Source organism: Kitasatospora sp. NPDC032121 (genome assembly GCF_055580145.1).
This window is the reverse complement of record NZ_JBVILX010000007.1, coordinates 203,178-229,385: the sequence shown is the minus strand read 5'-3', so window position 1 is coordinate 229,385 and position 26,208 is coordinate 203,178. Positions and strand designations below refer to the sequence as shown.

General features: G+C 76.5%; 6 protein-coding genes. 3 read left to right on the top strand and 3 right to left on the bottom strand.

Going from position 1 to position 26,208, the window contains the following annotated elements; genetic code table 11:
• The first annotated feature begins 53 nt into the window (after window positions 1-53).
• From ACZ5OX_RS20360 to ACZ5OX_RS20350, 3 genes are all read left to right on the top strand, one after another.
• Window positions 54-1,403 carry a cryptochrome/photolyase family protein gene (locus tag ACZ5OX_RS20360; protein WP_465631671.1) on the top strand — a complete coding sequence of 450 codons (1,350 nt, stop codon included), beginning with the start codon at window positions 54-56 and terminating at the stop codon, window positions 1,401-1,403.
• A gap of 231 nt (window positions 1,404-1,634) precedes the next feature.
• On the top strand, window positions 1,635-2,603 hold the full coding sequence (locus ACZ5OX_RS20355) for an LLM class F420-dependent oxidoreductase (protein WP_465631669.1): 969 nt from the start codon (window positions 1,635-1,637) through the stop codon (window positions 2,601-2,603).
• Window positions 2,604-2,756: 153 nt separating this feature from the next.
• Complete coding sequence (locus ACZ5OX_RS20350) at window positions 2,757-5,441, top strand: SpoIIE family protein phosphatase (protein WP_465631667.1); 2,685 nt, start codon at window positions 2,757-2,759, stop codon at window positions 5,439-5,441.
• A 4-nt stretch (window positions 5,442-5,445) separates the two neighbouring features.
• Here the strand turns inward: ACZ5OX_RS20350 and ACZ5OX_RS20345 are convergent, their stop codons facing one another.
• The 3 genes from ACZ5OX_RS20345 to ACZ5OX_RS20335 form a co-directional block, all read right to left on the bottom strand.
• The gene (locus tag ACZ5OX_RS20345; protein WP_449806731.1) at window positions 5,446-5,958 is read right to left on the bottom strand and encodes a GNAT family N-acetyltransferase; all 513 of its coding nucleotides are present in this window, start codon (window positions 5,956-5,958) and stop codon (window positions 5,446-5,448) included.
• Window positions 5,959-6,046: 88 nt separating this feature from the next.
• Complete coding sequence (locus tag ACZ5OX_RS20340; protein ID WP_392881993.1) at window positions 6,047-6,250, bottom strand: MbtH family protein; 204 nt, start codon at window positions 6,248-6,250, stop codon at window positions 6,047-6,049.
• Window positions 6,251-6,338: 88 nt separating this feature from the next.
• Window positions 6,339-26,207, bottom strand: a complete 19,869-nt coding sequence (locus tag ACZ5OX_RS20335; RefSeq protein ID WP_465631665.1) for a non-ribosomal peptide synthase/polyketide synthase — start codon at window positions 26,205-26,207, stop codon at window positions 6,339-6,341.
• Window position 26,208 lies beyond the last annotated feature (1 nt).

The following is a 26,208-nucleotide window of genomic DNA, read 5'->3' as shown; positions in this document are numbered from 1 at the left end:
ACATCCGGTAGGACTGTCCGCACTCCGACGGCACCCCCTGCGAGGCCCCACCCGTGACCGTATCGATTGCCCTGTTCACCCAGGACCTCCGGCTGCACGACAACCCCGTGCTGCACGCCGCCCGGTCCGCCGCCGACCGGGTCGTCCCGCTGTTCGTCCTGGACCCGGCCGTCGAGGCCGCCGGGTTCGCCGCGCCCAACCGGCAGGCGTTCCTGGCCGACTGCCTCGCCGACCTGGACGCCTCGCTGCGCCGGATCGGCTCCCGGCTGGTCGTGCGGCGCGGCGAGCCCGCCGAACAGGCCGCCCGGGTCGCCGCCGAGGCCGAGGCGGACGCCGGAGCCGGTGCCGGCGCCGCCACCGTGCACGTCGCCGCGGGCGTCAGCGCCTTCGCGCAGCGGCGGGAGGCGCGGCTGCGCTCGGTGTTCGGCGACCGCCTGCACGTCCACGACGCCTCGGTGACGGTCGTCCCGGCGGGCCGGATCACCCCGGCCGGCCGGGACCACTACGCCGTCTTCACCCCGTACCACCGGGCCTGGCAGCAGGCGCCGCGCCGTACGGTGCTGGGCGCGCCCCGGGCGATCGACACCCCGGACGGCATCGGCAGCGAGAACCTGCTGCTCACCGGGCCGCTCTCGCCCGCCCTGCCGCCCGGGGGCGAGAGCGCGGCCAGGGAGCGGTGGCGGCGCTGGGACGTCGACGCGTACGCGCGGGTGCACGACGACCTCGCCGCCGACGCCACCTCCCGGCTCTCCCCGTACCTGCACTTCGGCTGCCTGTCCCCCACCGAACTCGTCGAGCGTGCCCTGCGGCGGGACGGCGAGGGGGCGCGGGCCTTCGTCCGGCAGCTCGCCTGGCGCGACTTCCACCACCAGGTCCTCGCCGCCCGCCCGGACGCCGCGCACCGCGACTACCGGACCAGGAACGACCGCTGGCACCGGGACGAGCGCGAGGCCGAGGCCTGGCGGCAGGGCCGCACCGGCTACCCGATCGTCGACGCCGGGATGCGCCAGCTCGCCGCGGAGGGCTGGATGCACAACCGGGCCCGCCTGCTGACGGCCGGCTTCCTCGCCAAGTGCCTCTACCTGGACTGGCGGATCGGCGCCGCCCACTTCCTGTCCCTGCTGGTCGACGGGGACGTGGCCGACAACCAGCTGAACTGGCAGTGGGTCGCGGGCACCGGCACCGACACCCGCCCCAACCGGGTGCTCAACCCGCTGCGCCAGGCCGACCGGTACGACCCGGACGGGGCGTACGTGCGCCGCTGGGTGCCCGAACTCGCCCACCTGCCCGGGCCCGCCGTCCACCGCCCCTGGCTGCTCGACCCCGCCCCCGACTACCCGCCGCCGCTCATCGCGCCGGACGCCCTCACGGAGCGGTTCCGCCGGGCCCGGGGCCTGGACTGAACCGGCCGGACGCCACCCGACGGCCGGGCGCGCGGCCAAGGCGGGCGCCCCGTGGTGTACCGCTCGCGCCGGGTCGGTGAACACCGTGGGACCCGGGGCCGGGTCAGCCCGCGGTCGCGCCGCCCGTCCACGGCTCGCCCCGCCCCGCGCCGCGCCGGTTCGCTGCGGCGATCGGGGGAAGTCCCGCTTCCCCGCGTGACGACCAGGGGCCCATCGGGCAGACGCGGGGACATGGTGCAGATCGGATACACGATGATGACGGAGCAGCGGGGCCCGCGCGGCCTCGTCTCGGACCTGGTGCTCGCCGAACGCGCGGGCTTCGACTTCTCGGTGGTGTCGGACCACTACTTCCCGTGGCTGGACGAACAGGGCCACGCCCCGTACGCCTGGGCGGTCCTGGGCGCGGCGGCGCAGGCCACCTCGCGGATCCCCCTGATGACCTACGTGACCTGCCCGACCTTCCGCTACCACCCCGCGGTGGTGGCCCAGAAGGCGGCGACCCTCCAGCTGCTGTCCGGCGGCCGGTTCCGACTGGGCCTGGGCAGCGGGGAGAACCTCAACGAGCACGTGGTGGGCCGGGGCTGGCCGGCCGCTTCGGTGCGCCTGGAGATGTTCGCCGAGGCGGTGGAGATCATCCGGGCGCTGTTCGACGGCGGGTACGTGACCCGGCACGGGAAGCACTTCGACGTGGTCGGCGCACGCCTCTGGGACCTCCCGGACCGGCCCCCGCCGATCGGCATGGCGGTGTCCGGCCCGGAATCGTGCGCCCTGGCGGGACGGCTCGCCGACCTGGTGATCGCGGTGGAGCCCGACGCCGGGCTGGTGTCCGGCTTCGCCGAACGGGGCGGCGCCGGGAAGCCCGCGGTGGGCCAACTGCCGGTGTGCTGGGACCGCGACCGGGACGAGGCCGTGCGCCGGGCCCACGAGCAGTTCCGCTGGTTCGGCGGCGGCTGGAAGGTCAACGCCGAGCTGCCGGGGACGGCGGGCTTCGCCGCCGCGAGCCGGTTCGTCCGGCCCGAGGACGTGGCCGGGGCCATCCCGTGCGGCGACCGGGTCGACGACTTCGTCGAGGCCGTCCGCCCGTTCGTCGACGCCGGGTTCGACGAGGTCGCCCTCGTGCAGGTGGGCGGGGACTCCCAGCCCGCCTTCCTGGGCTGGGCGGAGGAGACCCTGCTGCCGGCCCTGCGCGCCGCGTTCTGACCGCGCACCACCCCGCATGTGTCCGCCGCGCAGGGGCAGCAGGGCCGACAGGCCCGGGCCGCCGGCAGCCACGGCGCCACATTCCCGGGGCGGCGCCCGCGAGGGACGCCGCCCCGGCCTTTTAGGGCCGCTGTTTCCGAGCAGAAGCCCGACATGGGAACCCTCAGTCCACCCGGCGGCCCGTCACGACGCTTCGCCCCGGCCCCGGAGAACGTCGCGCTGGCGCGGAGGTTCGTGCGATCGGCCCTGGCCGGCGCCCCGTCCGAGGTGGTGGACACCGCCGAGCTGCTGACCAGCGAACTCGCGGCGAACGCGGTCCTGCACGCGCGCACCGAGTTCGAGGTGCAGGCCTCGTCCGACGACGGCCGGGTCCTGGTGCGGGTCAGCGACCGACGGCCGGAGGTGGGCCTCGTCCCCCACGACCACCACCCGTACGCCTGCACGGGGCGCGGCCTCGGCCTGGTGGAGGAGCTGGCGCCGAGCCACGGCGTCCACAGCGACGCGGACCGCAAGACGGTCTGGTTCGAACTGTGGCCCGACCGGCCCGATCCCCCGGCCTCCGCGTGGGAGACCGTGGCCCCGGCCGGCCCGACCGGCAACGTGACGTTGATCGACGTGCCGTACTCCCTGTACTGGGCGGCGCAGCAGCAGTGGGAGGCGCTGCTGCGGGAGCTGTACCTGGACGGGTGCGCCAAGGAGCGCGCCGGCGTCTCCGCGGAGGACCTGACGGTCGCCAGGGACACCGGGAACATGATCGGCGAGTGCATGACGGCCTCGGTGAAGCAGGAGACCCCGGACAGCTCGACGCTCTCCCTGCTCGTCGCCTTCCCGGCGGACGCCGCCGCCGGCGTGGCGACCCTGTACCGCGTCCTCGGCGAGGCCGAGACGGCCGCGCAGCAGGGAGAGCTGCTCACCCTCCCCGCACTCCCCCAGATCCGGGCCTTCCGGGAGTGGCTGTTCGACCAGATCGCCTCCCAACTGTCCGGCGCGGACCCCACCGCGTGGACCATGAACCCCGACGCGCCGAGCGGCACCCCCACCGAACTGGCCCCCTGGGACGCGGGCGAGGTCGAGGCCGCCAACGGACCGACCATCGCAGCCGACGACCTCAACCGGATCATCGCGGTGAACGCCGCCGCGGCGCACCTGCTCGGCTGGTCCCAGCGGGAACTCATCGGTGAGCGGCTGACCGTGCTGATCCCCGAGCACCTGCGCGGCCGGCACGAGTCCGCCTTCACCTCCCTGCTGCTCACCGGGCAGCCCCGCACCCTGGGCCGTTCCGTTCCACTGCCCGCGCTGCACCGCGACGGCCGGCTGATCCCCATCCGGCTGCGCGTCCAGACCCAGGAGGCCATCGACGGGCGCACGGTGTTCGTCGCCCAGCTCACCGCGCGGACGGGGCACACCGGCCCGCCGTCGGACCCCGCGGACCTGCGGAACCTGCACGGGCCGCGGCTGGAGCCCGGACCGGTGCACCTGCCGACCACCACGAGCAGGTCGACGCGGGCGAGCGTCGACCGGGCCGCGCTGGAGCGGCTGGCCCTGCTGGCCGACACCGGCAGCGCGCTCAGCAGCACCCTCGACCTGCACGAGCGGCTGCACCGGGTCTGCCGGGTCCTGACCCAGCAGCTGGCCGACTGGTGCGCGGCCGACCTCCTGGACGACGCCCCCGGCCGGGTGGAGCGGGTCTGCGTCGTCCACAACGATCCGCAGGTCGCGGTTCCCGGAGCGCTGCTGGGCCGACTCCCTCCCCTGGCCGAGGACACCCAGGGCTCCCTGCCCCGCGTGATGCGCGGCGCGGGCCCCCTGCTGGTCACCGACTTCCCCGCGCCCGAGCAGGCCCAGAGCCCGCTGGAGGCCCGACAGCTGGAGCTGTTCGAGCAGCTGGGGGCGAGCACCGCGATCATGGCCCCGCTGCGGGCCCGCCGGGAGGTGCTCGGCGCCCTGACCCTGGTGCGCACCCGCGACGAGCACCCGTTCACGACCGACGACGTCCTGCTGGTCGCGGAACTGGTGCGTGGGATCGCCCTCGGCGTGGACAACGCCCGGCTGCACCGGCACACCCGGCGCACCGCCGAGCGTCTCCAGCGCGCCCTGCTGCCCGAGCCGCCCCGGGTCGGCCACCTGGACCTCGTCGTCCGCTACGTCCCCTCCAGCACCACCGCCGAGATCGGCGGGGACTGGTACGACGCCTTCGTGCTGCCCACCGGCGACCTCGTGCTCGTCATCGGCGACGTGGCCGGCCACGACCTGCGGGCCGCCGTGGCGATGAGTGGGCTGCGCAACATGCTGCGCGGCATCGCCGTCGACCGCCGGGAGCCGCCCGGCGAGGTGCTGCGCCAGCTGGACCAGGCCAACACCACACTCACCCCGCAGTCCACCGCGACCTGCGTCTACGCGCTGGTCAAGGGCGGCGAGTCGGGCCCCTGGGAGCTGCACCACTCCTCCGCCGGCCACCTGCCACCGCTGCTCACGGCCGCGGACGGCGACACCCGCTACCTGGACGGGGGCGCGGGTCTGCTGGTCGGCATGGACCCCGACCTGCCCCGGCCCACGGCCCGGGACGCCCTGCCGCCGGGCTCCACCCTGCTGCTGTACACCGACGGCCTGATCGAGCGGCGCGGACAGTCCCTCGACGACGCCATGGACCGGCTGCGCCGAAGCACGGCGGCACTCGCCCGGGCGCCGCTGGACGTCTTCTGCGACGAACTGGTCATCGCCCTCGGCGCGGAGAGCGATGACGACATCGCCCTGCTGGCGCTGCGGGTCGCACCGCCGCCCCGACCGGAACCGCCCGGGCGGGGTGGCGGGCCCGGTCGGGAGGCGAGCGGGCGGTAGCCGGTCAGGCCGGGTCGGTGGTGGAGACGGCCAGCAGCTTCGTCACCGAGCCGTCGTCCCCGGGGACGTCGCGCAGGTGCCGGAACCCGAGCCGGCGGCACATCGTCAGGCTCGGGGTGTTCTCGGCGCCGACCATGCCGTAGACCTCCTTGAGCCCCAGCTCGTCACCGGCGTAGCGGATCAGGCCGCGGACCACCTCGCCGCCCAGGCCCCGGCCCCAGAACTCCGGGGCCAGCGCGGTGACCAGCTCGTGGCCGTCGACGTTCCCGGTGCGCTTGACCTCGGCGTGGCCCGCGTACGTCCCGTCCAGCCACAGGCCCCAGACGTCGAAGAGGTTCTGCGGGTAGACGTCGGTCAGGATCGCGCGGAACAGCGTGCGGATGTCCGGCTCGGGCACGAGGTCCTGGCCCATCCAGCGGCACACGTCCGCGTTGCGCAGCAGGGAGACGAAGGCGTCCTCGTCCTCGGTCCGGTAGGGGATGAACTCCAGGTGCTCGGTGCGCAGCGGAGGGGTCACGGTGCTCTCCTCGGGTCGGGGTGGTTCGGTGGTGCGGCGGCCGGGGCGGGGCTCGCGGGCCCCGCCCCCGACCGGGGACCGGGGCCGGTCAGGCTCCGGCGTTCTCCATGCGCTCGCGCAGGCTCCTGGGGCGCATGTCGGTCCACACCTCGTCGACGTACGCGGTGCACTCGGCCTCGGTGCCCTCGGTGCCGACGGGCTGCCAGCCGGCCGGTACGTCGAGGTCGGCGGGCCAGAGGGAGTACTGCTCCTCGTCGTTGCGCAGCACCTGGTAGCGGGTGTTCTCGTCCATGTCGGGCTCCTTCGTCATCGTCGGTCGGTCGTCACGGGGTCGGTACGGGGTCGGTGCGGGTGGGTGGTGGTGGGTGGTGGTGGGGTGGTCACTGTCCTTCCCTGGCGTGCCGGGCGATCTGCCGCAGGGCGGCGGCGAAGTCCTCGGCCGCCCGGCGGACGGCCGCGGTGTCGTGGACGGCGGGCCGGTGGTGCCAGGTGAAGGCGAGGCGTCCGTGCTGGGCCGCGCCGACCACCTCCAGCGGGTGGGAGCCGCCGTCCCGGGGGTCGTGGTCCCGGCCGAAGGAGCCGAGTTCGGCGCGGACCAGGCCGTCGCCGGCGCTCTCGGGCCGGGCGTCCCACTGGCCGAGGTAGTTGAAGACCACCTGGCCGTGCCCGCCGGCGGCGAGGCGCTCGCGGACCTCGGGGCCGCCGAAGGTGCGCAGGGCGCCGAAGCCCAGGCCGTTGCCGGGCACCGCGCGCAGCTGCCGGCGCACGGACTTCACCAGGGCGCGCCAGTCGCGGTCCGGGCCGAGGTCGGCGGGGTCGGGGACGTGGAAGGTGACGGGGTGGACGGTGGTGAACCAGCCGACCGTACGGGACAGGTCGACGCCCTCCAGCAGGTCCTCCCGGCCGTGCCCCTCCAGGTCCAGGGCGAACCGTTCCCGGCCGCTCCAGCGGGCCAGGGCGAGGGCGAGGGCGGCGAGCAGCACGTCGTTGACCCGGGTGCGGTAGGCGGCGGGGGCGGCGCGCAGCAGCGCCTCGGTGTCCGCCTCGTCGAGTTCGACGGTGACCGCGCCCCGCTCGGAGTCGTCACCGCCGGCGGCGCCGGGCAGGTCCGTCCGGGCGTTCACCGCCTCCTCCCAGTACGGGAGTTCGTGGTCCAGGCCGCCCTCGGCGACGTGGGCGGAGAGCCGGTGCGCCCAGTCCCGGAAGGAGGTGCCGCGCTCCCCGAGGTCGATCTTCTCGCCGCGGACGGCCTGCCGGTGGGCGCTCTCCAGGTCGTCGCGCAGCACCCGCCAGGAGACGGCGTCGACGACCAGGTGGTGGGCGACCAGGAGCAGCAGGGCGGGGTGGTCCGGGTGGCCGGTGAACAGGGCGGCGCGCAGCAGCGGGCCGCGGGCGAGGTCGAAGCCGGCGTGGAGTTCGTCGGCGGCCCTGGCCATGGCCGCGTCGGCGGCCTCGGTGCCCTGCCCGGTGAGGTCGTGGTGGGCCAGGAGGTCCTCGGCGGGGGCGGGCGGCGGGTTGAACTGGTGCCAGCCGGCCTCGTCGTGGGTGTAGCGCATGCGCAGCGCGTCGTGGTGTTCCAGCAGGGCGTCGAGGGCGGCGCGCAGCGCCTGCGGGTCGGGGTCGGCGGCGAGTTCGAGCAGGGTGGACTGGTTGAAGTGGTGGTGGGCGGCGCGCGGGGTGGTCAGGAACCACTCCTGGATGGGGGTGAGCGGCACGTCGCCGGTCACCGGGCCGTCGTCGGCGCGTTCGGTGACGGCGGTGACGACGGTGGCGAGCCGGGCCACGGTCTGGTGGCTGAACAGGTCCCGGGTGGCCAGGTGGAGGCCGTCGCGGCGCAGCCGGGACACCACCTGCATGCTGAGGATGGAGTCGCCGCCGAGCAGGAAGAAGTTGTCGTCGGCGCCGACCTCGTCGAGGCCGAGGACGTCGGCCCAGATCCGGGCGATCCGGCGTTCGAGGTCGGTCTCCGGCGCCCGGCCCGGGCCGCCGGCCGTGGCGTGGGCGGGCCCGGGGTCGGGCAGGGCCCGCCGGTCGAGTTTGCCGTTGGGGGTGAGCGGGAGGCGCTCCAGCGGGACGAAGGCCGCGGGGACGAGGTGCGGGGGCAGTGACTCGGCGAGGTGGAGGCGCAGTTCGAGGGCGGGGGCTCCGGCGGTGGCGTCGGCCGGGACGACGTAGCCGACCAGCCGGCCGCCGCCCGGGCCGTCGGGGCGGACGGTGACGGCGGCGTCGCGCACCAGGGGGCTGCGGCGCAGGGCGCTCTCGATCTCGCCCGGTTCGATCCGGAAGCCGCGCAGTTTGATCTGCTCGTCGGCCCGTCCGGCGAACCGGAGTTGGCCGTCGGCGTCGCGGCGGGCGAGGTCGCCGGTGCGGTACATCCGGGTGCCGGGCGCGCCGTACGGGTCGGGGAGGAAGCGGGCGGCGGTGAGGCCGGGCCGGCCGAGGTAGCCGCGGGCGAGGCCGGGGCCGGCCAGGTAGAGCTCGCCGGTGATGCCGGGCGGCACCGGCCGCAGGGCGGTGTCCAGGACGTACGCGCGGGTGGCGCCGCTGGGGCGGCCGATCGCGGGGCCGGCGCCGCCGGGGGCGAGCGGGTCGGTCCAGCTGGCGACGACGGTGGCCTCGGTGGGGCCGTAGGAGTTGATCATCCGTCGGCCGGGGGCCCAGGTGTCGACCAGGTCGGCCGGGCAGGCCTCGGCGCCGACCACCAGGGTGCGCAGCCCGGGCAGGGCGGCGGCGGTCTCCGGTTCCAGGGTGGCCAGGGCCGCCGGGGGGATCAGGGTGTGGCTGATCCGGCGGGCGGCCAGCACCTCGGCGAGCCGTTCGCCGACCAGCGGCCCCTCCTCCCCGGTGACCAGGGCGGCCCCGGTGAGCAGGGCGATGCACAGTTCCAGTACGGAGGCGTCGAAGCTGGGCGAGGCGAACTGGAGCACCCGGTCGCCGGGGCCGACGGCGTACTGCTCGGCGGCGGCGGCCGCGAAGACGGCGAGGCCGGCGTGGGTGACCAGGACGCCCTTGGGGGTGCCGGTGGAGCCGGAGGTGTAGATGGTGTAGGCCGGGTGGGCGGGGGTGAGGGCGGTGGTGCGGTCGGCGTCGGTGGGCGCGGTGTCCGGCCCGTCGGCGGCCCACACCGCGGCCGGGTCGTCGAGCAGCAGGTGGGCGCCGGCGTCGCGGACCATGAACTCCCGCCGGGGCGCCGGGTAGTCCGGGTCGACGGGGAGGAAGGCGCCGCCGGCCTTGGCGACGGCGAGCTGGGCGACGACCATGGCGGCCGAGCGGGGCAGCGCGAGGGCGACCAGCCGCTCGGGCCCGACGCCGCGCCCGATGAGCTGGTGGGCCAGCCGGTTGGCGGCCCGGTCCAGTTCGGCGTAGCTCAGTTCCCGTTCGCCGTCGAGCAGGGCCGGCGCGTCGGGGGTGGCGGCGGCCTGCCGCCGGAAGAGTTCGGGCAGGGTCGCCTCGGGCACCGGGCGGAAGGTGCCGGTCGGCTCGACGGGCGGTGCGTCCGGGGCGGCCAGCGGCAGCGCGCCGACGGCGCGGGCCGGGTCCTGGGCGACGGCGGTCAGCAGGGTGGCGAGCTGGCCGGCCATCCGCTCGACGGTGGCCGGGTCGAACAGGTCGGTGTTGTAGGTGAGCAGGCCGTGCAGCGCTCCGCTGTCGGCCTCGGCGAACTCCACCACCAGGTCGAAGGCCGTGCGGGTGTTGTCGGTCTCGACGTCGCCCACGTCCAGGCCGGGCAGCTCGAGTGCGGCGGACGGGGCGTTCTGGAGCACCACGAGGACCTGGAAGAGCGGGCTGCGGCTGGTGTCGCGCACCGGCTGGACCTCGTCGACGACCTTCTCGAAGGGCACGTCCTGGTGGGCGAGGGCGTCCAGGACGGTCCGCCGGACCTCGCCGAGCAGCGCCTCGAAGGGCTGCCCGGGCTCGACCCGGGAGCGCAGCACCAGGGTGTTGACGAAGAACCCGACGAGGCTCTGGACCTCGGGGCGGTCGCGTCCCGAGGTGACGGTGCCGACGGCGATGTCGGTGTCCCCGGCGAGCCGCGCCAGGTAGGCCTGGGCGGCGGCGACCAGGGTGGTGAACAGGGTGGTGCCGCGCTCGCGGCCGACCTCGGCCAGCCGGCGGGCGGTGTCGGCGGGCAGTTCCAGCCGGGCGGTGGCGCCGTTGCTGGTGCGCACCGCGGGCCGGGGCCGGTCGGTGGGCAGCCGCAGCGGGGCGAGGCCGTCCAGTTGCCGCTTCCAGTAGTCGAGTTGCCGCTCGGCGGGGGCGCCGGCGGTGCGCTGCCAGTGCGCGTAGTCGGCGTACTGCACCGGAAGCGGCGGCAACGGGCCTTGCGTGGAGTCGAGTTCGGCGCGGTAGAGGTGGGCGAGGTCGGTGAGCAGCACGGCGGTGGACCAGCCGTCGGTGACGATGTGGTGCAGGGTCAGCGCGAGCACGTGCTCGCCGTCGGCGAGCCGGGCCAGGGCGGGGCGCAGCAGCGGTCCGCGGCGCAGGTCGAAGGGGCGGGCGCGTTCGGCGGCGAGCAGCTCGCGCAGCGCCTCCTCCCTTTCCTCGTACGGCAGTTCGGCGAGGTCGTGGAGCGGCAGCGGGACGTCCTGCGGCGGGTGGACGAGTTGGACGCCGTGGCCGTCGACGCTGTCGAAGGTGGTGCGCAGCGACTCGTGCCGGGCCGCCAGGGCGCCCAGGGCCGCGCCGAGCGCGTCGGTGTCCAGGGTGCCGCGCAGCCGCAGCGCGAGCGCGGTGACGTACTCGGCGCCGCCGGGCGCGAACTCCTCCAGGAACCAGAGGCGTTGCTGGGCGTACGACATCGGGGCGGCGCCGGCGCGGGCGACCGGGAGCACCGGCGGGCGGGCCGGGGTGCCCGGCTCGGAGGTGAGCAGTCGGGCCAGGCCTTCCGGGGTGGGGTGGTCGAAGACCGCGCGGGGGCCGAGGTCGGTGCCGAAGGCCTCGGCGAGGCGGGCGGCGAGCCGGATGCTGAGGATGGAGTCGCCGCCCAGGGCGAAGAAGTCCTCGTCGACGCCGGGCGGGCGGATGCCGAGGACCTCGGCGAACACCTCGGTGGTGCGGTGTTCGGCCGCGGTGCGCGGTTCGGTGCGGGCACGGCGCTCACCACCGGGTTCCGGCGCCGGGAGGGCGGCCCGGTCGACCTTGCCGTTGCGGCTCAGCGGGAGGGCGGCCAGCGGGACGAAGGCGGCCGGGACGAGGTAGTCGGGCAGGGTGCGGGCGGCGAAGGCCCGCAGTTCCTCGGGGTCGGCGGCGCCGACCGGGTAGGCGACCAGCCGGCGGGCGCCGGGCCGGTCCTCGCGGACGACCACGGCGACGTCGGAGACCAGCGGGTGGGCGGCGAGTGCGGCCTCCACCTCGGCGGGCTCGACCCGGAAGCCGCGGATCTTCACCTGGTCGTCGGCGCGGCCGAGGAACTCGACGGTGCCGTCGGCGCGGCGGCGGGCGAGGTCCCCGGTGCGGTACATCCGGGCGCCGGGCGGGCCGCAGGGGTCGGCGAGGAAGCGGGCGGCGGTCGCACCGGGGCGGCCCAGGTAGCCGCGGGCCACGCCCTCGCCGGCCAGGTACAGCTCGCCCGCGCAGCCCGGCGGGACGGGCCGCAGTCGCCGGTCCAGGACGTGCGCCCGCCGGTCGTCCAGCGGGCGGCCGATCGGCACGGTGTCGGGCACCGCGGCGGCGTCCGACAGGGCATGGGCGGTGGCGAAGGTGGTGGTCTCGGTGGGCCCGTAGCCGTCCACCACGGTCAGCCCGGGGCAGGCGGCGAGGACGCGGCGCACGGCCGCGGCGGGCACCACGTCCCCGCCGGTCCACAGCGCCCGCAGGCCGGTGAAGCAGTCCGGCGCGTCCTGGGCGAGCAGCCGGAACAGGCCTGCGGTGAGCCAGAGCGCGGTCGGCCCCTCCGGTCCGGCGAGCCGGCGCAGCAGGGCGGCGTCCACCGGCCCCCGGGGGGCGACGAGGATGCAGCCGCCGTTCAGCAGCGGCGCCCACACCTCGAAGGTGGCGGCGTCGAAGGCGACCGGCGAGTGCAGCAGCACCCGGGCGCAGCTGCCGTCGGCGAAGCGGCTGTCGGTGGCGAGCGAGGCCACGTCGCGGTGGCGGACGGCGACGGCCTTGGGCTCGCCGGTGGAGCCGGAGGTGTACATCACGTACGCCAGCCGGTCGGGGTCGGCGCCCGGCCGTGCGGGCGCCGCCGGGGCCGGTTCGTCGCGTGCGGCGGCGACCTGCTCGGCGGTGAGCAGCGGGGCCGCGCCGGCCCGGTCGAGCAGGGCGCGGCGGCGCTCCTCGGGGGCGCGCAGGTCGACGGGCAGGTAGGCGCCGCCCGCCTTGAGGACGGCCAGTTCGGCGACGACGAGTTCGGCGCCGCGGTCCATCGCCAGCGCGACCCGGCCCTCGGGGGCCAGGCCGTCGGCGAGCAGCCGGGCGGCCAGCCGGTCGGACCAGTCGTCGAGCCCGCGGTACGTCAGTTCCCGTTCGCCGTCGCGTACGGCGGGGGCGTCGGGGGTGCGGCGGGCCTGCTCGGCGAAGATCCGCAGCGGGCTGTCCGGCGCCGGCGGGCGGGCGGTGGTGTGCCAGGAGGCGAGCAGGGCGCGGTCGGCCGCGGTGAGCGGGTCGAGCGCGGCGAGGTCGCCGTCCAGGCCGTCGGCGAGGGCGGTCAGCAGCAGGGCGAGGCGGTCGGCGGCGTCCCGGGCGGTGCTCTCGTCGAACAGCGCGGGGTCGTACGCCAGGTCGAAGGCGAGTTGCCCGCTGAGGTGGGCGCGCAGGCACCAGGGGAAGGTGGTGGCGTCGTCGGCGCGCACCTCGACCACCCGGACGCCGGTGCGGTCCGCGGCGGACTCGTCGACGGGGTAGTTCTCGAACACCAGCATGCTGTCGAACAGCGCCTCCCCGGCGGGCAGTTCGCTCAGGCCCTGGATCCTGGGCAGGGCCAGGTGGTCGTGGCGGCGGCCGTCGCTCTGCCGGTCCTGGAGGTCCCGCAGCCAGCTCCGCACGCTCCCGTTCGACAGCCGGACCCGGGCCGGCACGGTGTTGATGAACAGGCCGATCATCGTCTCGACACCGGGCAGTTCGGCCGGCCGCCCGGAGACGGTGGTGCCGAAGACGACGTCCCCGGTGCCGCCGTAGCGGGCCAGCAGCAGCGCCCAGGCGCCCTCGACCAGGGTGTTGACGGTCAGTCCTGCGGCCGCGGCGTTCTCCCGCAGCCGGGCGGAGAGCGCCTCGTCGAGTTCGCGGTGGACGGCGGCGGTGGCGCGGGCCCGGTGGGCCCCGGCGGGCCGGCGGTCGTAGGGCAGCGCGGTCCGTTCGGTGAACCCTTCCAGGGCCGCGCTCCAGTGCTCCTCGGCGGCCCGCCCGTCCTGCTCGCGCAGCCAGCCGAGGAAGTCCGCGAAGGGGCGGCGGACCGGGCGCGGGGCCTGCGGTCCGCCGGTCAGCGCGGCGTACTCCTCGCACACCTCGGTGAGCAGCTGCCCGGTGCTCCAGCCGTCCAGGATCACGTGGTGGGTGGACCAGAGCAGCAGCACCTCGTCACCGGGCAGCGCGGCCAGGGCCAGCCGGGTGAGCGGCGCGGTGCCCAGGTCCAGTCCGGCGGCCCGCTCCTCGGCGAGCAGCCGCTCGGTCGCGGCGGCGCGCCGCCCGGGCGTCAGGTCGCGCCAGTCCAGGTGGCGCACGGGCAGGGCGGCGTGGCGCGCGACCAGCTGGACGGGGTGCGGCAGGCCGCGCCAGTGCACGGCGGTGCGCAGCGCCGGGGTGCGGTCGGCGACCAGCTGCCAGGCCTCGGCGAAGGCCGCCGGGTCGGCGACGCCGGCCAGCCGGACGGCGATCCGGTCCACGTAGGCGCCGTCCTCGTCGACCAGGCCGTGGAAGAGCATGCCGGACTGCAGCGGGGTGAGCGGCAGCACGTCCTCGGCCTCGCGGCCGTCGCCGACCAGGCGGTCCAGCGCGGCCTGGTCGAGGCCGGCCAGCGGGAAGTCGGACGGGGTGCGGCCGCCGGCGCCCGGGGTGGCGCAGTGCTCGGCCAGTTCGCGCAGGGCGTGCAGGGTCTGCTCGGCGAGGGCGCGGACGGTGGACTCCTCGTACACCGCGGCGGGGTAGGTCCAGCCCAGTTCGAGCCGGCCGTCCTGGACCGCGCCGATGACGTCCAGCAGGTAGGGGCGGGGCTCGTCGGGGTCGGTGTCCCGCCCGGCCGGGGGCAGCGAGCCGCGCAGCAGCCCGTCGGCGCCGCCGCGGGTGTCCCACTGGCCGTGGTAGTTGAACCCGATCCGCGGCGCGGCGGCGTCGGCCGGCAGGGCGGACGGGTGGAGGTGGCGCAGGGCGCCGTGGCTGAGTCCGCGCAGCGGGACGGCGCGCAGCTGCTCCTTGACCGAGCGCAGGGTGTCGTGCCAGCCGGCCGCGGGGTCGACGCGCAGGGCGAGCGGGAACTCGGCGGTGAACCAGCCGACCGTCCGGGAGAGGTCCTGGTCGGCGAAGAGGTCCTCGCGGCCGTGGCCCTCGACGCCGATCAGCACGGAGTCGCGGCCGCACCAGCGGGCCAGGGTGCGGCCGAGTGCGCTGAGCAGGACGTCGTTGACCTGGGTCCGGTAGACCTCGGGGACGCGGCGCAGCAGGGCCTCGGTGGTCTCCTCGTCCAGGGTGACGGTGAGGGTGGCGGCGGTGCCGTGGGTGTTGGGGCCCGGCCGCCCGGCGGGCAGTTCGGCCGGGGCCTCGCCGGTGCGGGTCCAGTAGGCGGTGTCGGCGTCCAGGGCGCCGGAGCGGGTGTGCCGCTCCAGCCGGGCGGCCCACCGGGTGTAGGAGGTGCCGGGCTCGGGCAGCCGGACGGGTGCGCCGGTCCGGGCGGCGCGGTAGGCGGCTTCGAGGTCGGCCAGCAGGATGCGCCAGGAGACGCCGTCCACGGCCAGGTGGTGGACGGTCAGCACGAGTTGGCCCGGCTGCCGCTCGCCGGCGTCGAAGAACAGGGCGCGCAGCATCCGGCCCTCGACCGGGTCGAGGGAGCGCTGGGCCTGCTCGGCGGCCTGCTGCACCTCGGCTTCCGCCGCGCCCCGGTGGCGGGTGAAGACGCCGTCCGGGCCCGCGGGGAGGACTTCCTGGTGCCAGCCGGACTCGCCGTGGCGGAAGCGGGTGCGCAGCGCCGGGTGGTGCTCCACCAGGGCGAGCACCGCCCGGTGCAGGGCGGCCGGGTCGGTGTCCGGGGCCAGCGCGAGGCGCTGGGTCATGGTGAAGCGCAGTGCCTCGCCGGGCCGGCGGCCGTCGAGGTACCAGTGCTGGATCGGGGTGAGCGGCGCCTCGGTGGGCTCGGCCTCCTCCCCGGGCTCCGCAAGGTCGGACAACTCGCCGACGCAGAGGGCGAGTTCGGCGACGTTCTGGTAGCGGAAGACGTCCTTGGTGGTGAGGGCGAGTCCGGCGGCGCGGGCCCGGGAGACGATCTGGATGCTGAGGATGGAGTCCCCGCCGAGGGCGAAGAAGTTGTCCCGGGCGCCGACCCGCTCCACGCCCAGCACCTCGGCCCAGATCGCGGCGAGCAGCTCCTCGCTGCCGGGGCGCGGGGCGACGTACGGGGTGGTGCGGTCCGGCTGGGCGGGCGGGGCGGGCAGGGCGCGCCGGTCGGTCTTGCCGCTGGTGGTGCGCGGGATGCGGGCCAGCGGGACGAACGCGGTGGGCACCAGGTGGTCGGGCAGGGTGCGGCGCAGCCAGGACCGCAGCTCCTCAGCGGGCGGCACCCGCTCCCCGGCCGGCACCGGGTAGCCGACCAGCACCGTCCGGCCGCCCTGGTCGCGGGCGGCGACGGCGCAGTCCGCGAGGTCGGGGTGGGTCAGCAGGGCGGCCTCCACCTCGCCGGGCTCGATCCGGAAGCCGCGGATCTTGACCTGCTCGTCGGCGCGGCCGAGGAACTCCAGCTGTCCTCCCCCGGCCTCCGGCCGGGAGGACCCCCCTGCGCCCCAGCGGGCGAGGTCCCCGGTGCGGTACATCCGGGTGCCGGGCGGGCCGTACGGGTCGGGGAGGAAGCGGCTCGCGGTCAGCCCGGGCCGGCCCAGGTAGCCGCGGGCGAGCTGCTCGCCGGCCAGGTACAGCTCCCCCGGCATGCCGGGCGGCACCGGGCGCAGCGCGCCGTCGAGCACGTAGGCGGTGACGCCCCGGCCCGGCCGGCCGATCACCGGACGCCCGGGGTGGTCGGCGCAGCGGGCGTAGACGGCGTCGACGGTGCACTCGGTGGGCCCGTACAGGTTGTAGGTGCTGATGCCGAACTCGGCCTGCGCGGCGCACAGTTCCCGCCAGGTGGCGGCGGGGACGGCCTCGCCGCCGAGCTGGAGCAGCCGCGGGTGGTGGGCGGCGGGGGCGAAGAGCCCGGCGGCGGTGAGTTCGCGCAGGAAGGAGGGGGTGACGTTGACGACGTCGAGCCGCTGTTCGACGATCCGGGCGCAGAAGGCCTGCGGGTCCAGCCGGACGTCCTCGTCGATCAGGTGGAGTTCCTGGCCGGACACCAGCAGCAGCGGGCCCTCCCAGCTGGTGTCGAAGGAGAGGGAGGCGCTGAGGGCGACCTTCAGCCGGCTGCCGTCGGCGGTGTGCGGGGCGAGCATCCCCTCCCGGTGGTCGCGGCAGAGGTTGACCAGCTGGCGGTGCTCGACGACCACGCCCTTGGGGCGGCCGGTGGAGCCGGAGGTGTGGATCAGGTAGGCGGCGTGCCCCGGCAGCAGCGGGGTACTCCGCTCGGCGTCGGTCAGGTCGTGGCCGGGCAGGGCCTCCCAGGGCACCTCGCGCAGGGCCTGCTCGGTCAGCACCGTGCGCGGCCGGGTGTCGTCGAGCAGCAGGGCGGCCCGCTCCTCGGGCAGGTCGGGGTCGACGAACTGGAGGGCGGCCCCGGCCTTGAGCACCCCGAACAGCGCCACCACCAGCTCGGAGGTGCGCGGCAGCCGGACGGCGACCACCTGCTCCGGGCCGGCGCCGAGGGCCACCAGGTGGCGGGCGAGGCGGTTGGCCCGGGCGTTGAGCGCGGCGTAGTCCAGGGTGGCGTCCCGGGCGACCAGCGCGGTGGCCCCGGGGGTACGGGCGGCCTGCTCCTCGAACAGGGCGGTGAAGGTGGTGTCGGGACCGGGCAGCGGCTCGACCCGCCCCTGCCGCAGCACCTGCCGCCGCTCCTGCCCGGTCATCAGCGGCAACGCCCCGACGGCCGTCCCCGGCTCCTCCGCGACGGCGGCCAGCAGGGTGGTCAGCCGGGCGGCGAGCTGCTCGGCGGTGCGGGCGTCGAACAGGCCGGTGCTGTACTCCAGGTAGCCGGTCAGGCCGCCGTCGTGCTCGGCGAAGTCGAAGGAGAGGTCGAAGGTGGCGTTGCGGACCGGCGGGGTGATCGGTTCCACCGTCAGGCCGGGCAGCCGGGGCGCCTCGGCGCCGAGATTGTGCAGGGCCACCATGACCTGGAACAGCGGGGTGCGGCTGGTGTCGCGCTCCGGCTGGAGGGCGTCCACCAGCCGTTCGAACGGCACCTCCTGGTGGGCCAGGGCGTCCAGGACGGTGGCCTGGGCGGCGGTCAGCAGCTCGCGGAAGGACCGCTCGGGGCGGATGTCGCCGCGCAGCACCAGGGTGTTGACGAACATGCCGACCACGTCGTGGAGTTCGCCCTGTTCGCGGCCGGAGGTGACGGTGCCGACGGCGATGTCGCGCTGCCCGGACCAGCGGGCCAGCAGCACCTGGCAGGCGGCCAGCAGGACGGTGTAGAGGGTGCCGTCGGCCTCCCGGCCGCGCTCGCGCAGCCGGGCGGTCAGCTCGGCGGGCAGCGCGAAGGTGACCAGCGCGCCCTCCCGGGTGCGCACCGCCGGGCGCGGCCGGTCGGTGGGCAGCTCCAGCGGTTCCAGGCCGTCCAGGGCCCGGCGCCAGTGGTCGAGGTCGGCCTCGGCGGCGGCGGTACGGGTGCGCTGCCAGGACGCGAAGTCGGTGTACCGCAGCGGCAGTTCGGGCAGCCGCGGGTTACGGCCCGCCAGGGCGGCGGCGTACAGCTCGCCGAGGTCGCGGCCGAGCACGCCCATCGACCAGCCGTCGGTGGCGATGTGGTGCACGGCCAGGGCGAGGACGTGCTCCTCGGCGGCCGTGCGGGCCAGGTGGGCGCGCAGTACCGGGCCGGCCTCCAGGTCGAAGGGGGTGGCGGCGATCCGCTCCAGCAGGGCGTCCAGCTCGGCCGGCGGGACGTCCTCGCAGGGCAGCTCGACGGGGTACGGCGGGCGCACCACCTGGCGGGCCCGGCCGTCCCGTTCGGCGTAGCCGGTCCGCAGCGCCTCGTGCCGCTCCACCAGGGCGTCCAGGGCGGCGCCCAGCGCGGCCCGGTCGAGGGGCCCGCGCAGCCGCAGCACGGACAGCGAGGTGTACTCGGTGCTGCCGGGCTCGAAGCGGTCGAGGAACCAGAGCCGCTGCTGGGCGTAGGAGAGCGGCGGCTCGGTGCCGGGGTCGGCGGCGGGGATGACGGTCCGTGCGGTGCCGGGGCGGCCCGGCTCGCCGAGCGCCGCGGCGAGGTCGGCGAGCACGGGGTGGGTGAACAGCAGCCGGGGCGAGAGGTCCGCGGAGCCGAAGGCGGTGCGCAGCCGGGCGGTGACCCGCACGGCGAGGATGGAGTCCCCGCCGAGGGCGAAGAAGTCGTCCTCGGCGCCGACCTCGCCGGTGTCCAGGACCTCCGTCCAGGCCTCGGCGACCAGCCGCTCGGCGGGGCTGCGGGGGGCGGTGCGCTCGCGGCCGGCCGCGAAGCCGTCCGGCCCGGGCAGCGGCAGGGCGCGCCGGTCGAGCTTGCCGTTGGGGGTGAGCGGCAGCGCGGCCAGCGGGACGTACGCGGCGGGCACCAGGTAGGCGGGCAGCAGCCGTTCCAGGTGGGCGCGCAGCTCGGCGGCGCCCGGGGGCCGCTCCTGGCCCTCGCCGACGACGTGGGCGACCAGCCGGCGGGTGCCGGCCGTGTCCTGGTAGACGCCGACGGTGGCCAGGCCCACGCCGGGGTGGGTCTGGAGGGCGGCCTCGATCTCGCCGGGTTCGATCCGGTAGCCGCGGATCTTGACCTGCTGGTCGGCGCGGCCCAGGTAGCGCAGGGTGCCGTCGGCCTGCCGGCGGACCCGGTCGCCGGTGCGGTACATCCGGCTTCCGGGGGCGCCGAACGGGTCGGCGAGGAAGCGGGTGGCGGTGAGTCCCGGCCGGTTGAGGTAGCCGCGGGCCAGGCCCTCGCCCGCCACGTACAGTTCGCCGACGGCGCCCGGCGGCAGCAGGGCCAGGTCCTCGTCGAGCACGTACAGCCGCAGGTCGGCGATGCCGGTGCCGATCGGTCCCGGGCCGCCGGCGGTGGCCGCGGCGGTGGCCCGGTCGAGTTCGGTGTGGGTGACGTGCACGGTGGTCTCGGTGATGCCGTACATGTTCACCAGGCGCGGGGCGTCCTCGGGGTGGCGCCGGTACCAGTCGGTGAGCCGGCTGACGTCCAGCGCCTCGCCGCCGAAGACCACGGTGCGCAAGGCCAGCCGGGCGGAGACGTCCGGGTGCCGGGCGTCGGCGCGGGCCAGCTGGTGGAACGCGGACGGGGTCTGGTTGAGGACGGTGACCCGCTCGTCGGCGAGCAGCCGCAGGAAGTCCTCCGGGGAGCGGGCGGTGTCCTCGGGCACCACCACGAGCCGGCCGCCGTGCAGCAGGGGGCCCCACAGCTCCCAGACCGAGAAGTCGAAGGTGTAGGAGTGGAAGAGCGTCCAGACGTCCTCGGGGCCGAAGCCGAACCGCTCCCGGGTCTGCTCGAACAGCCGGACGACGTTGGCGTGCGGTATCACGACGCCCTTGGGGCGGCCGGTGGAGCCGGAGGTGAAGATGGCGTAGGCGGGGCTGTCCGGCAGCGGACGGTGGCCGGCGCCGAGCGGGCCGGCCGGGCGGCGGGCGAGGTCGGCGCGCACCTCGGGGCGGGCCAGGGCGAGGACGGGCACCTCGACACCGGCCGGCTCCTCGAAGGTCACCAGGGCCACCGGGGCGGCGTCGCGCAGCAGTTCGGCGCGGCGTTCGGCGGGCAGGGCCGGGTCCAGCGGCAGGTAGGCGGCGCCGGTCTTGAGGACGGCGAGGACGGCCACCACCAGCTCGGTGCTGCGGGGCAGCGCGAGGGCGACGTACCGTTCGGGGCCGGCGCCGTACTCGGCCAGCCGGTGGGCGAGCCGGTCGGCTCGGGCGTCCAGTTCGGCGTAGGAGAGCTGCTCGGCGCCGCAGGTGACGGCCACGGCGCCCGGGGTGCGGGCGGCCTGCTCCTCGAACAGCTCGACCAGGGTGCGGTCGGGGCGGCCCTGGGCGGTGCCGTTCCAGTCGACCAGCAGCCGGCGCCGTTCCTCCTCGGTGGTCCGGGCCAGGGCGCGCAGCGGGCGGTCGAGGCCGGCGGCCAGCTCGGTGAGCAGCAGGCAGAGCCGCTCGGCGAGGCCGCGCACGGTGGCGGCGTCGAACAGCTCGGGGTCGTAGGCGAGGTCGAAGCCGACCTGCCCGCCCTGGTAGGCGCGCAGCACCAGCGGGAAGTTGGTGGCGTCCCGGGAGGACACCTCGGCCAGGCGCACCCCGGTGCCGGCGGCGTCGGCGTCGTCGAACGGGTAGTTCTCGAAGGCGACGATGCTGTCGAACAGCGCGCTGCCGGACGGGACGTCGCTGAAGCCGGTGAGTTCGGCGAGCGAGACGGCCGCGTGCCGGCGGGCCTCGGCCTGGTCGTCCTGGAGCTCCCGCAGCCAGTCGGCGGCGGTGCGGGAGCCGTCCACCCGGACCCTCGTGGGCAGGGTGTTGATGAACATGCCGATCATCGACTCGACACCGGGCAGCTCCTCGGGCCGGCCGGAGACGGTGGTGCCGAACAGAACGTCAGGCTCGCCGCTGTGGCGGGACAGCAGCAGCGCCCAGGCGCCCTGCACCACGGTGCCGAGGGTCAGCCCGGACTGCCGTACGGTGCGGGCGAGCCGCTCGGATGCCCGCTCGGTCAGGGCGGTGCTGTGGGAGCCGGCCGAGCGGGTCCGGTGGGCCTCGCGCCGCACCCGGTCGGCGGGCAGCGGGGTGGCGGTGGCGAAGCCGTCCAGGACGGACCGCCAGTGGGCTCGGGCGGCCTCGGCGTCCTGCCCGGCCAGCCAGTGGACGTAGTCGGCGAAGGGCCGGCGCACCGCCGGGGCGGGCGCGCCGCCGGTGGTGATCGCCGCGTACTCGGCGAACACGTCGGTGAGCACCTGGGCGAGGCTCCAGCCGTCCAGGATCAGGTGGTGGGAGGTCCACAGCAGCTGGAGCCGGGCCTCGGGCAGCCGGACCAGGGTGAGCCGGGTGAGCGGGGCGGTGGCGATGTCCAGGCCGAGGGCGAGGTCCTCGGCGCGCAGCCGGGCCAGCCGTTCGGCGCGTTCGGCCGGGTCGGCGGCCCGCAGGTCCAGGTGGGTGACGGGCAGCCGGACGTGCCGGCGCACCACCTGGAGCGGGGCGGGGACGCCCTCCCAGACCACCGAGGTGCGCAGTGCGGGCGTCCGGTCGGCGACCCGCTGCCAGGCCAGGGCGAGGGCCTGCGGGTCGGCGACGCCCTCCAGCAGCAGGGCGGCCTGGTCCAGGTAGACGTCGTCCTCGCCGCCGATCAGGCGGTGGAAGAGCATGCCCTCCTGGAGCGGGGTGAGCGGCAGCAGGTCCGTCACGTCCCGGCCGTCGCCGACCAGTCGGTCCAGCTGTTCCTGGTCGAGGCCGGCCAGCGGGAAGTCGGAGGGGGTGCGGCCGCCGGCGCCGGGCTCGGCGCAGTGCTCGACGATGGCGGTCAGGGCGGTGAGCACGGCCTCGGCCAGGCCGCGGACGGTGTCGGCCTCGTGGACCTCCTCGCTGTAGTGCCAGGTGAGTTCCAGCTCGCCGTCGGCGACCACGGCGGAGACGTCCAGCAGGTGGTCCAGGGGCTCGTCGGGGGCGAGGTCCCGGCCGGGGGCCTGCCCTGCGGGGGCGAAGTCGCCGGCCGCGGGGGCGGTCCACTGCCCGTGGTAGTTGAAGGAGACCTGCGGCAGCGGGACGTCCCGCAGGGCGGCGGCGCCCGCCGAGGGCGAGCCGAGCCGGGCGAGGGCCTCGTAGCCGAGGCCGCGGCGGGGCACGGCGCGCAGCCGCTCCTTGACCTGCTTGAGGGTGGCGGCCCAGTCGGGGGCGTCGGCGGGGCCGGCCGGGGTGAGGGTGACGGGGTACTGGGTGGTGAACCAGCCGACGGTGCGGGAGAGGTCGAGGTCGTCGAAGAGGTCCTCGCGGCCGTGGCCCTCCAGGGCGACGGTGGCCCGCCCGGTGCCGGTCCAGTCGGCGAGGGCCCGGCCGAGCGCGCTGAGCAGCACGTCGTTGACCTGGGTGCGGTAGACCTCGGGGACCTTGCGCAGCAGCGCTGCGGTGGTGGCACGGTCGAGCCGGCCGCGCAGGGTGCGCACCGAGCCGGCCGTGGGGGTGCCGGGCCGGTCGACGGGCAGCGGCACGGCGGGGGCGGCGGTCTCGGCGATCCAGTACGGCAGGTCCTGGTCCAGGCCGCCGGCCCGGACCAGTTCGGCGAGCCGGTGGGCCCAGTCGGTGAACGCGGTGGGCTCGGGCTCCGGCTCGGGGGCGGTGCCCGCGGCGGCCTGCCGGTAGGCCTGCTCCAGGTCGGCGAGCAGCACCCGCCAGGAGACGCTGTCCACGGCGAGGTGGTGGGCGGTCAGGAACAGCTGGGGGCGGGCGCCGTCGGCGGCGCGGAACAGGACGGCGCGCAGCAGGGCGCCGGTGGCCGGGTCCAGTTCGGCGCGGGCGGTCTCGGCGGCCCGCAGCCGGGTGGCCTCGGGGTCGTGGCCGGGGTCGAGCCGGCCGAGCAGGTTTCCGGCGTCCGCGACCGGTTCCTGAAGCAGGCCGGAAGGGCCGGGAGCGAAGCGGGTGCGCAGCGCCGGGTGGGCGGCCACCAGCGCGGTCAGGGCCCGTTCCAGGGCGGGTTCGTCCAGCTCGTACGGGAGGTCGAGCAGCATCGACATGGTGAAGTGCCGCAGCGGGCCGTGGGCGGCGAAGAACCACTCCTGGACGGGGGTGAGCGGCGCGGGCCCGTCCTGGCGGTGCGGCGCGGCGGCGGGCGCCTCGGCAGTGCGGGCCGCGGCGGCCAGGTCGGCGACGGTCTGGTGGCGGAAGACGTCCTGGGAGCCGATCCGCAGGCCCTCGGCGCGGGCCCGGGAGACGGCCTGGATGCTCAGGATCGAGTCGCCGCCGAGTTCGAAGAAGTTGTCGGTGACGCCGACCCTCGGCACGCCGAGCACCTCGGCCCAGATCGCGGCGAGGACCTCCTCCTCGGGTGTGCGCGGGGCGACGAACTCCCCCTCCCGGCCTTCCGCTTCGGGGACGGGCAGGGCGCGGCGGTCCAGCTTGCCGCTGGTGCCGAGCGGCAGCGCGTCGAGCACGGTGAAGGAGGACGGCACCAGGTGGTCGGGCAGCACCCGGCGCAGGGCCGCGCGCAGTTCGGCGAAGGGACGGGCGGCGCCGTCGGCGAAGACCAGGTAGGCGGCCAGCCGGTTCTGCCCGTGGGCGTCGGGGACGGCGACCACGGCGGCCGCGGCGACCTCCGGCAGGTCGAGCAGGGCGGCCTCGATCTCGCCGGGCTCGATCCGGTGGCCGCGCACCTTGACCTGGTCGTCGGCGCGCCCGAGGTACTCCAGGCGCCCGTCGGCGGTCCAGCGGGCGAGGTCGCCGGTGCGGTACATCCGGGTGCCGGGCGGGCCGTAGGGGTCGGCGAGGAAGCGGGCGGCGGTCAGCCCCGGGCGGCCGGCGTAGCCGCGGGCGACCTGCTCGCCGGCCAGGTGGAGTTCGCCGCTCACCCCGGGCGGCACCGGCTGGAGCCGGCCGTCCAGGACGTAGGCGCGGACGTTGGGCAGCGGGCGGCCGACCAGCGGCCGGTCCCCGCCGTCGATCCGGCAGGCGAGCGCGTCGACGGTGCACTCGGTGGGGCCGTAATAGTTGTAGGCGGCCACGCCGGGGCGGGCGGCGAGTTCGCGCCAGAGCCGGGGGGCGACGGCCTCGCCGCCGAGCATCAGCGCCCGGGGGCGGTGGCGGGGGTCGTCGAGCAGCCCGGCGGGCAGCAGTTGGCGCAGGTAGGAGGGGGTGAGGTCGAGGAAGTCGATGCGGTGCCGGACGACGTACTCGACCAGCGCGGCCGGGTCCATCCGGGTGGTCTCGTCGACCAGGTGCAGCGGATGGCCGTCGGCCAGCAGCAGCACGCCCTCCAACGAGGTGTCGAAGGAGAAGGAGGCGGTCAGCGCGACGTTCAGCGGCCCGCCGCCGGCGTCGGCGACGAAGCCGGCCCGGTGGGCGGCGAGCAGGTGGGCCAGGGCGCGGTGCGGGACGGTGACGCCCTTGGGGCGGCCGGTGGAGCCGGAGGTGTAGAGCACGTACGCGGTGGTGGAGAGGTCGGGCTCGGGAAGCGGGCCGGTGTCGCCGGGGTCGGTGTCGCCCGGGTCGGTTTCCGCGAGGGCGCGCAGGGTCTCCTCGTCCAGCAGCAGCGCAGGGCGGGCGTCCTCCAGCAGGTAGCGGACGCGCTCCTGCGGCAGTGCCGGGTCCAGCGGGAGGTAGCCGGCGCCGGCCTTCCAGACCGCGAGGAGGGCCACCACCAGCTCGGCGGTGCGCGGCAGCCGCAGCGCGACCAGCCGTTCGGGGCCGGCGCCGTGGGCGACCAGCCGGCGGGCGAGCCGCTCGGCGCGGGCGTCGAGGGTGGCGTAGTCCAGCCGTTCCTCCCCGGCGACCAGGGCCGGGGCGTGCGGGGTCAGGGCCGCTCGGCGGCGGAACAGTTCGGGGAGGCCGACCGCCTCGACGGGCAGCGCGGGGCCGTTCCAGTCCCGCGTGACCTGCTCCGTCTCCCGCGCGGAGAGCAGCGGCAGGGTGGCGAGCGGGCGGTCCGGCTCGGTGGCGGCGCCCTCCAGCAGCCGCAGCAGTTGGCCGGCCATCCGGCCGGCGGTGGGGGCGTCGAAGAGGTCGGCGCGGTACTCCAGGACGCCGGTGAGCGCCTCGCCGTCGGGGACGAACTCGACGCTGAGGTCGAAGGTGGCGGCCTGCCGGGGCACGGTGACCGGGGCGGTGGCGAGTCCGTGCGGGTCACCGGCGGCGGGCGGGGCGGGGTGCAGCAGCACCAGCACGTCGAACAGCGGGTTGCGGCCGGCCTCGCGGGGCGCGCCGACCGCCTCGACGAGCCGCTCGAAGGGCGTGTCGCCGTGGGCGAGGGCGTCGTTGCCGGTCTCGGTGGCGGCCGTGAGCAGCTCGCGGAAGGACGCGTCGGGCTCCACCCGGGTGCGCAGCACCACCGTGTTGACGAAGCAGCCGACGGCCCGTTCCAGCTCGGTGCGGGTGCGGCCGGCCATCAGCGTGCCGACGGTGACGTCCTGCCGGCCGGACCACCGGGCCAGCAGCGCCTGGGTGCCGGCCACCAGCGCGGTGTTGAGGGTGCCCTGCCGTTCGGCCGCGAGTTCGCGCAGCCGGGCGGTGAGCGGCGCGGGGACGGTGAAGGTGTGCAGGGCGCCGGGGCCGGCCTCCTCGCCGCGCCGCGGGTGGTCCAGCGGCAGCTCGGGCGGCACCGCGCCGGCCAGCTTCTCCCGCCAGTGGGCGAGTTGCCTCTCCAGCCGGTCGCCGGAAAGCTGCTCGCGCTGCCACACGGCGAAGTCCGGGTACTGGGCGGCGACTTCGGGCAGGGCGGGCTCGGCGCCGCGGGCCAGGGCGTCGTAGGCGGTGCACAGTTCGTCCAGCACGACGCCCATCGACCAGCCGTCGGTGACGATGTGGTGGGCGGTCAGCTGCAGCACGTGGGCCTGCGGCGACTCGGCCACCAGCAGGGCGCGCAGCAGCGGCCCCCGGTCGAGGTCGAAGGGCCGGGAGTACTCCTGGAGCAGGATCGCGTCGAGGCTCTCCCCCGCGGCCTGCTCCCTGACCGGCAGCTCCACCGGGCCGGCCGGACGGACGGTCTGCACGGGCCGGCCGTCGGCCTCGGCGAAGGTGGTGCGCAGCGCCTCGTGGCGCGCCACCACGGCGGTGAGCGCCGCGGCGAGCGCCGCGCGGTCCAGCGCTCCGGTGAACCGCAGGGCGACGGCGCTGTTGTAGCGCGGGTCCCCGGGGCGCAGCCGGTCCAGGAACCAGAGCCGCTGCTGGACGAAGGAGGGCGGCAACGGACGGCTGCGGTCGGCGCGCGGGATGGCCCGTTCGGCGGCTGCCCGGGCCCCGCCGGACCGGCCGGCCAGGCGTTGGCGCAGTGCCTCGCGCAGGTCCGCGGGCAGGGCGGCGGCGCGGTCTCGCTTCGACGTCGTCATG

What these genes read in the sequence shown, in the direction of transcription:
- ACZ5OX_RS20350 (WP_465631667.1), top strand. Translation starts at nt 2,757, where the DNA reads ATGGGAACCCTCAGTCCACCCGGCGGCCCGTCACGACGCTTCGCCCCG.
- ACZ5OX_RS20355 (WP_465631669.1), top strand. Translation starts at nt 1,635, where the DNA reads ATGGTGCAGATCGGATACACGATGATGACGGAGCAGCGGGGCCCGCGC.
- ACZ5OX_RS20335 (WP_465631665.1), bottom strand. Translation starts at nt 26,207, where the DNA reads ATGACGACGTCGAAGCGAGACCGCGCCGCCGCCCTGCCCGCGGACCTG.
- ACZ5OX_RS20340 (WP_392881993.1), bottom strand. Translation starts at nt 6,250, where the DNA reads ATGGACGAGAACACCCGCTACCAGGTGCTGCGCAACGACGAGGAGCAG.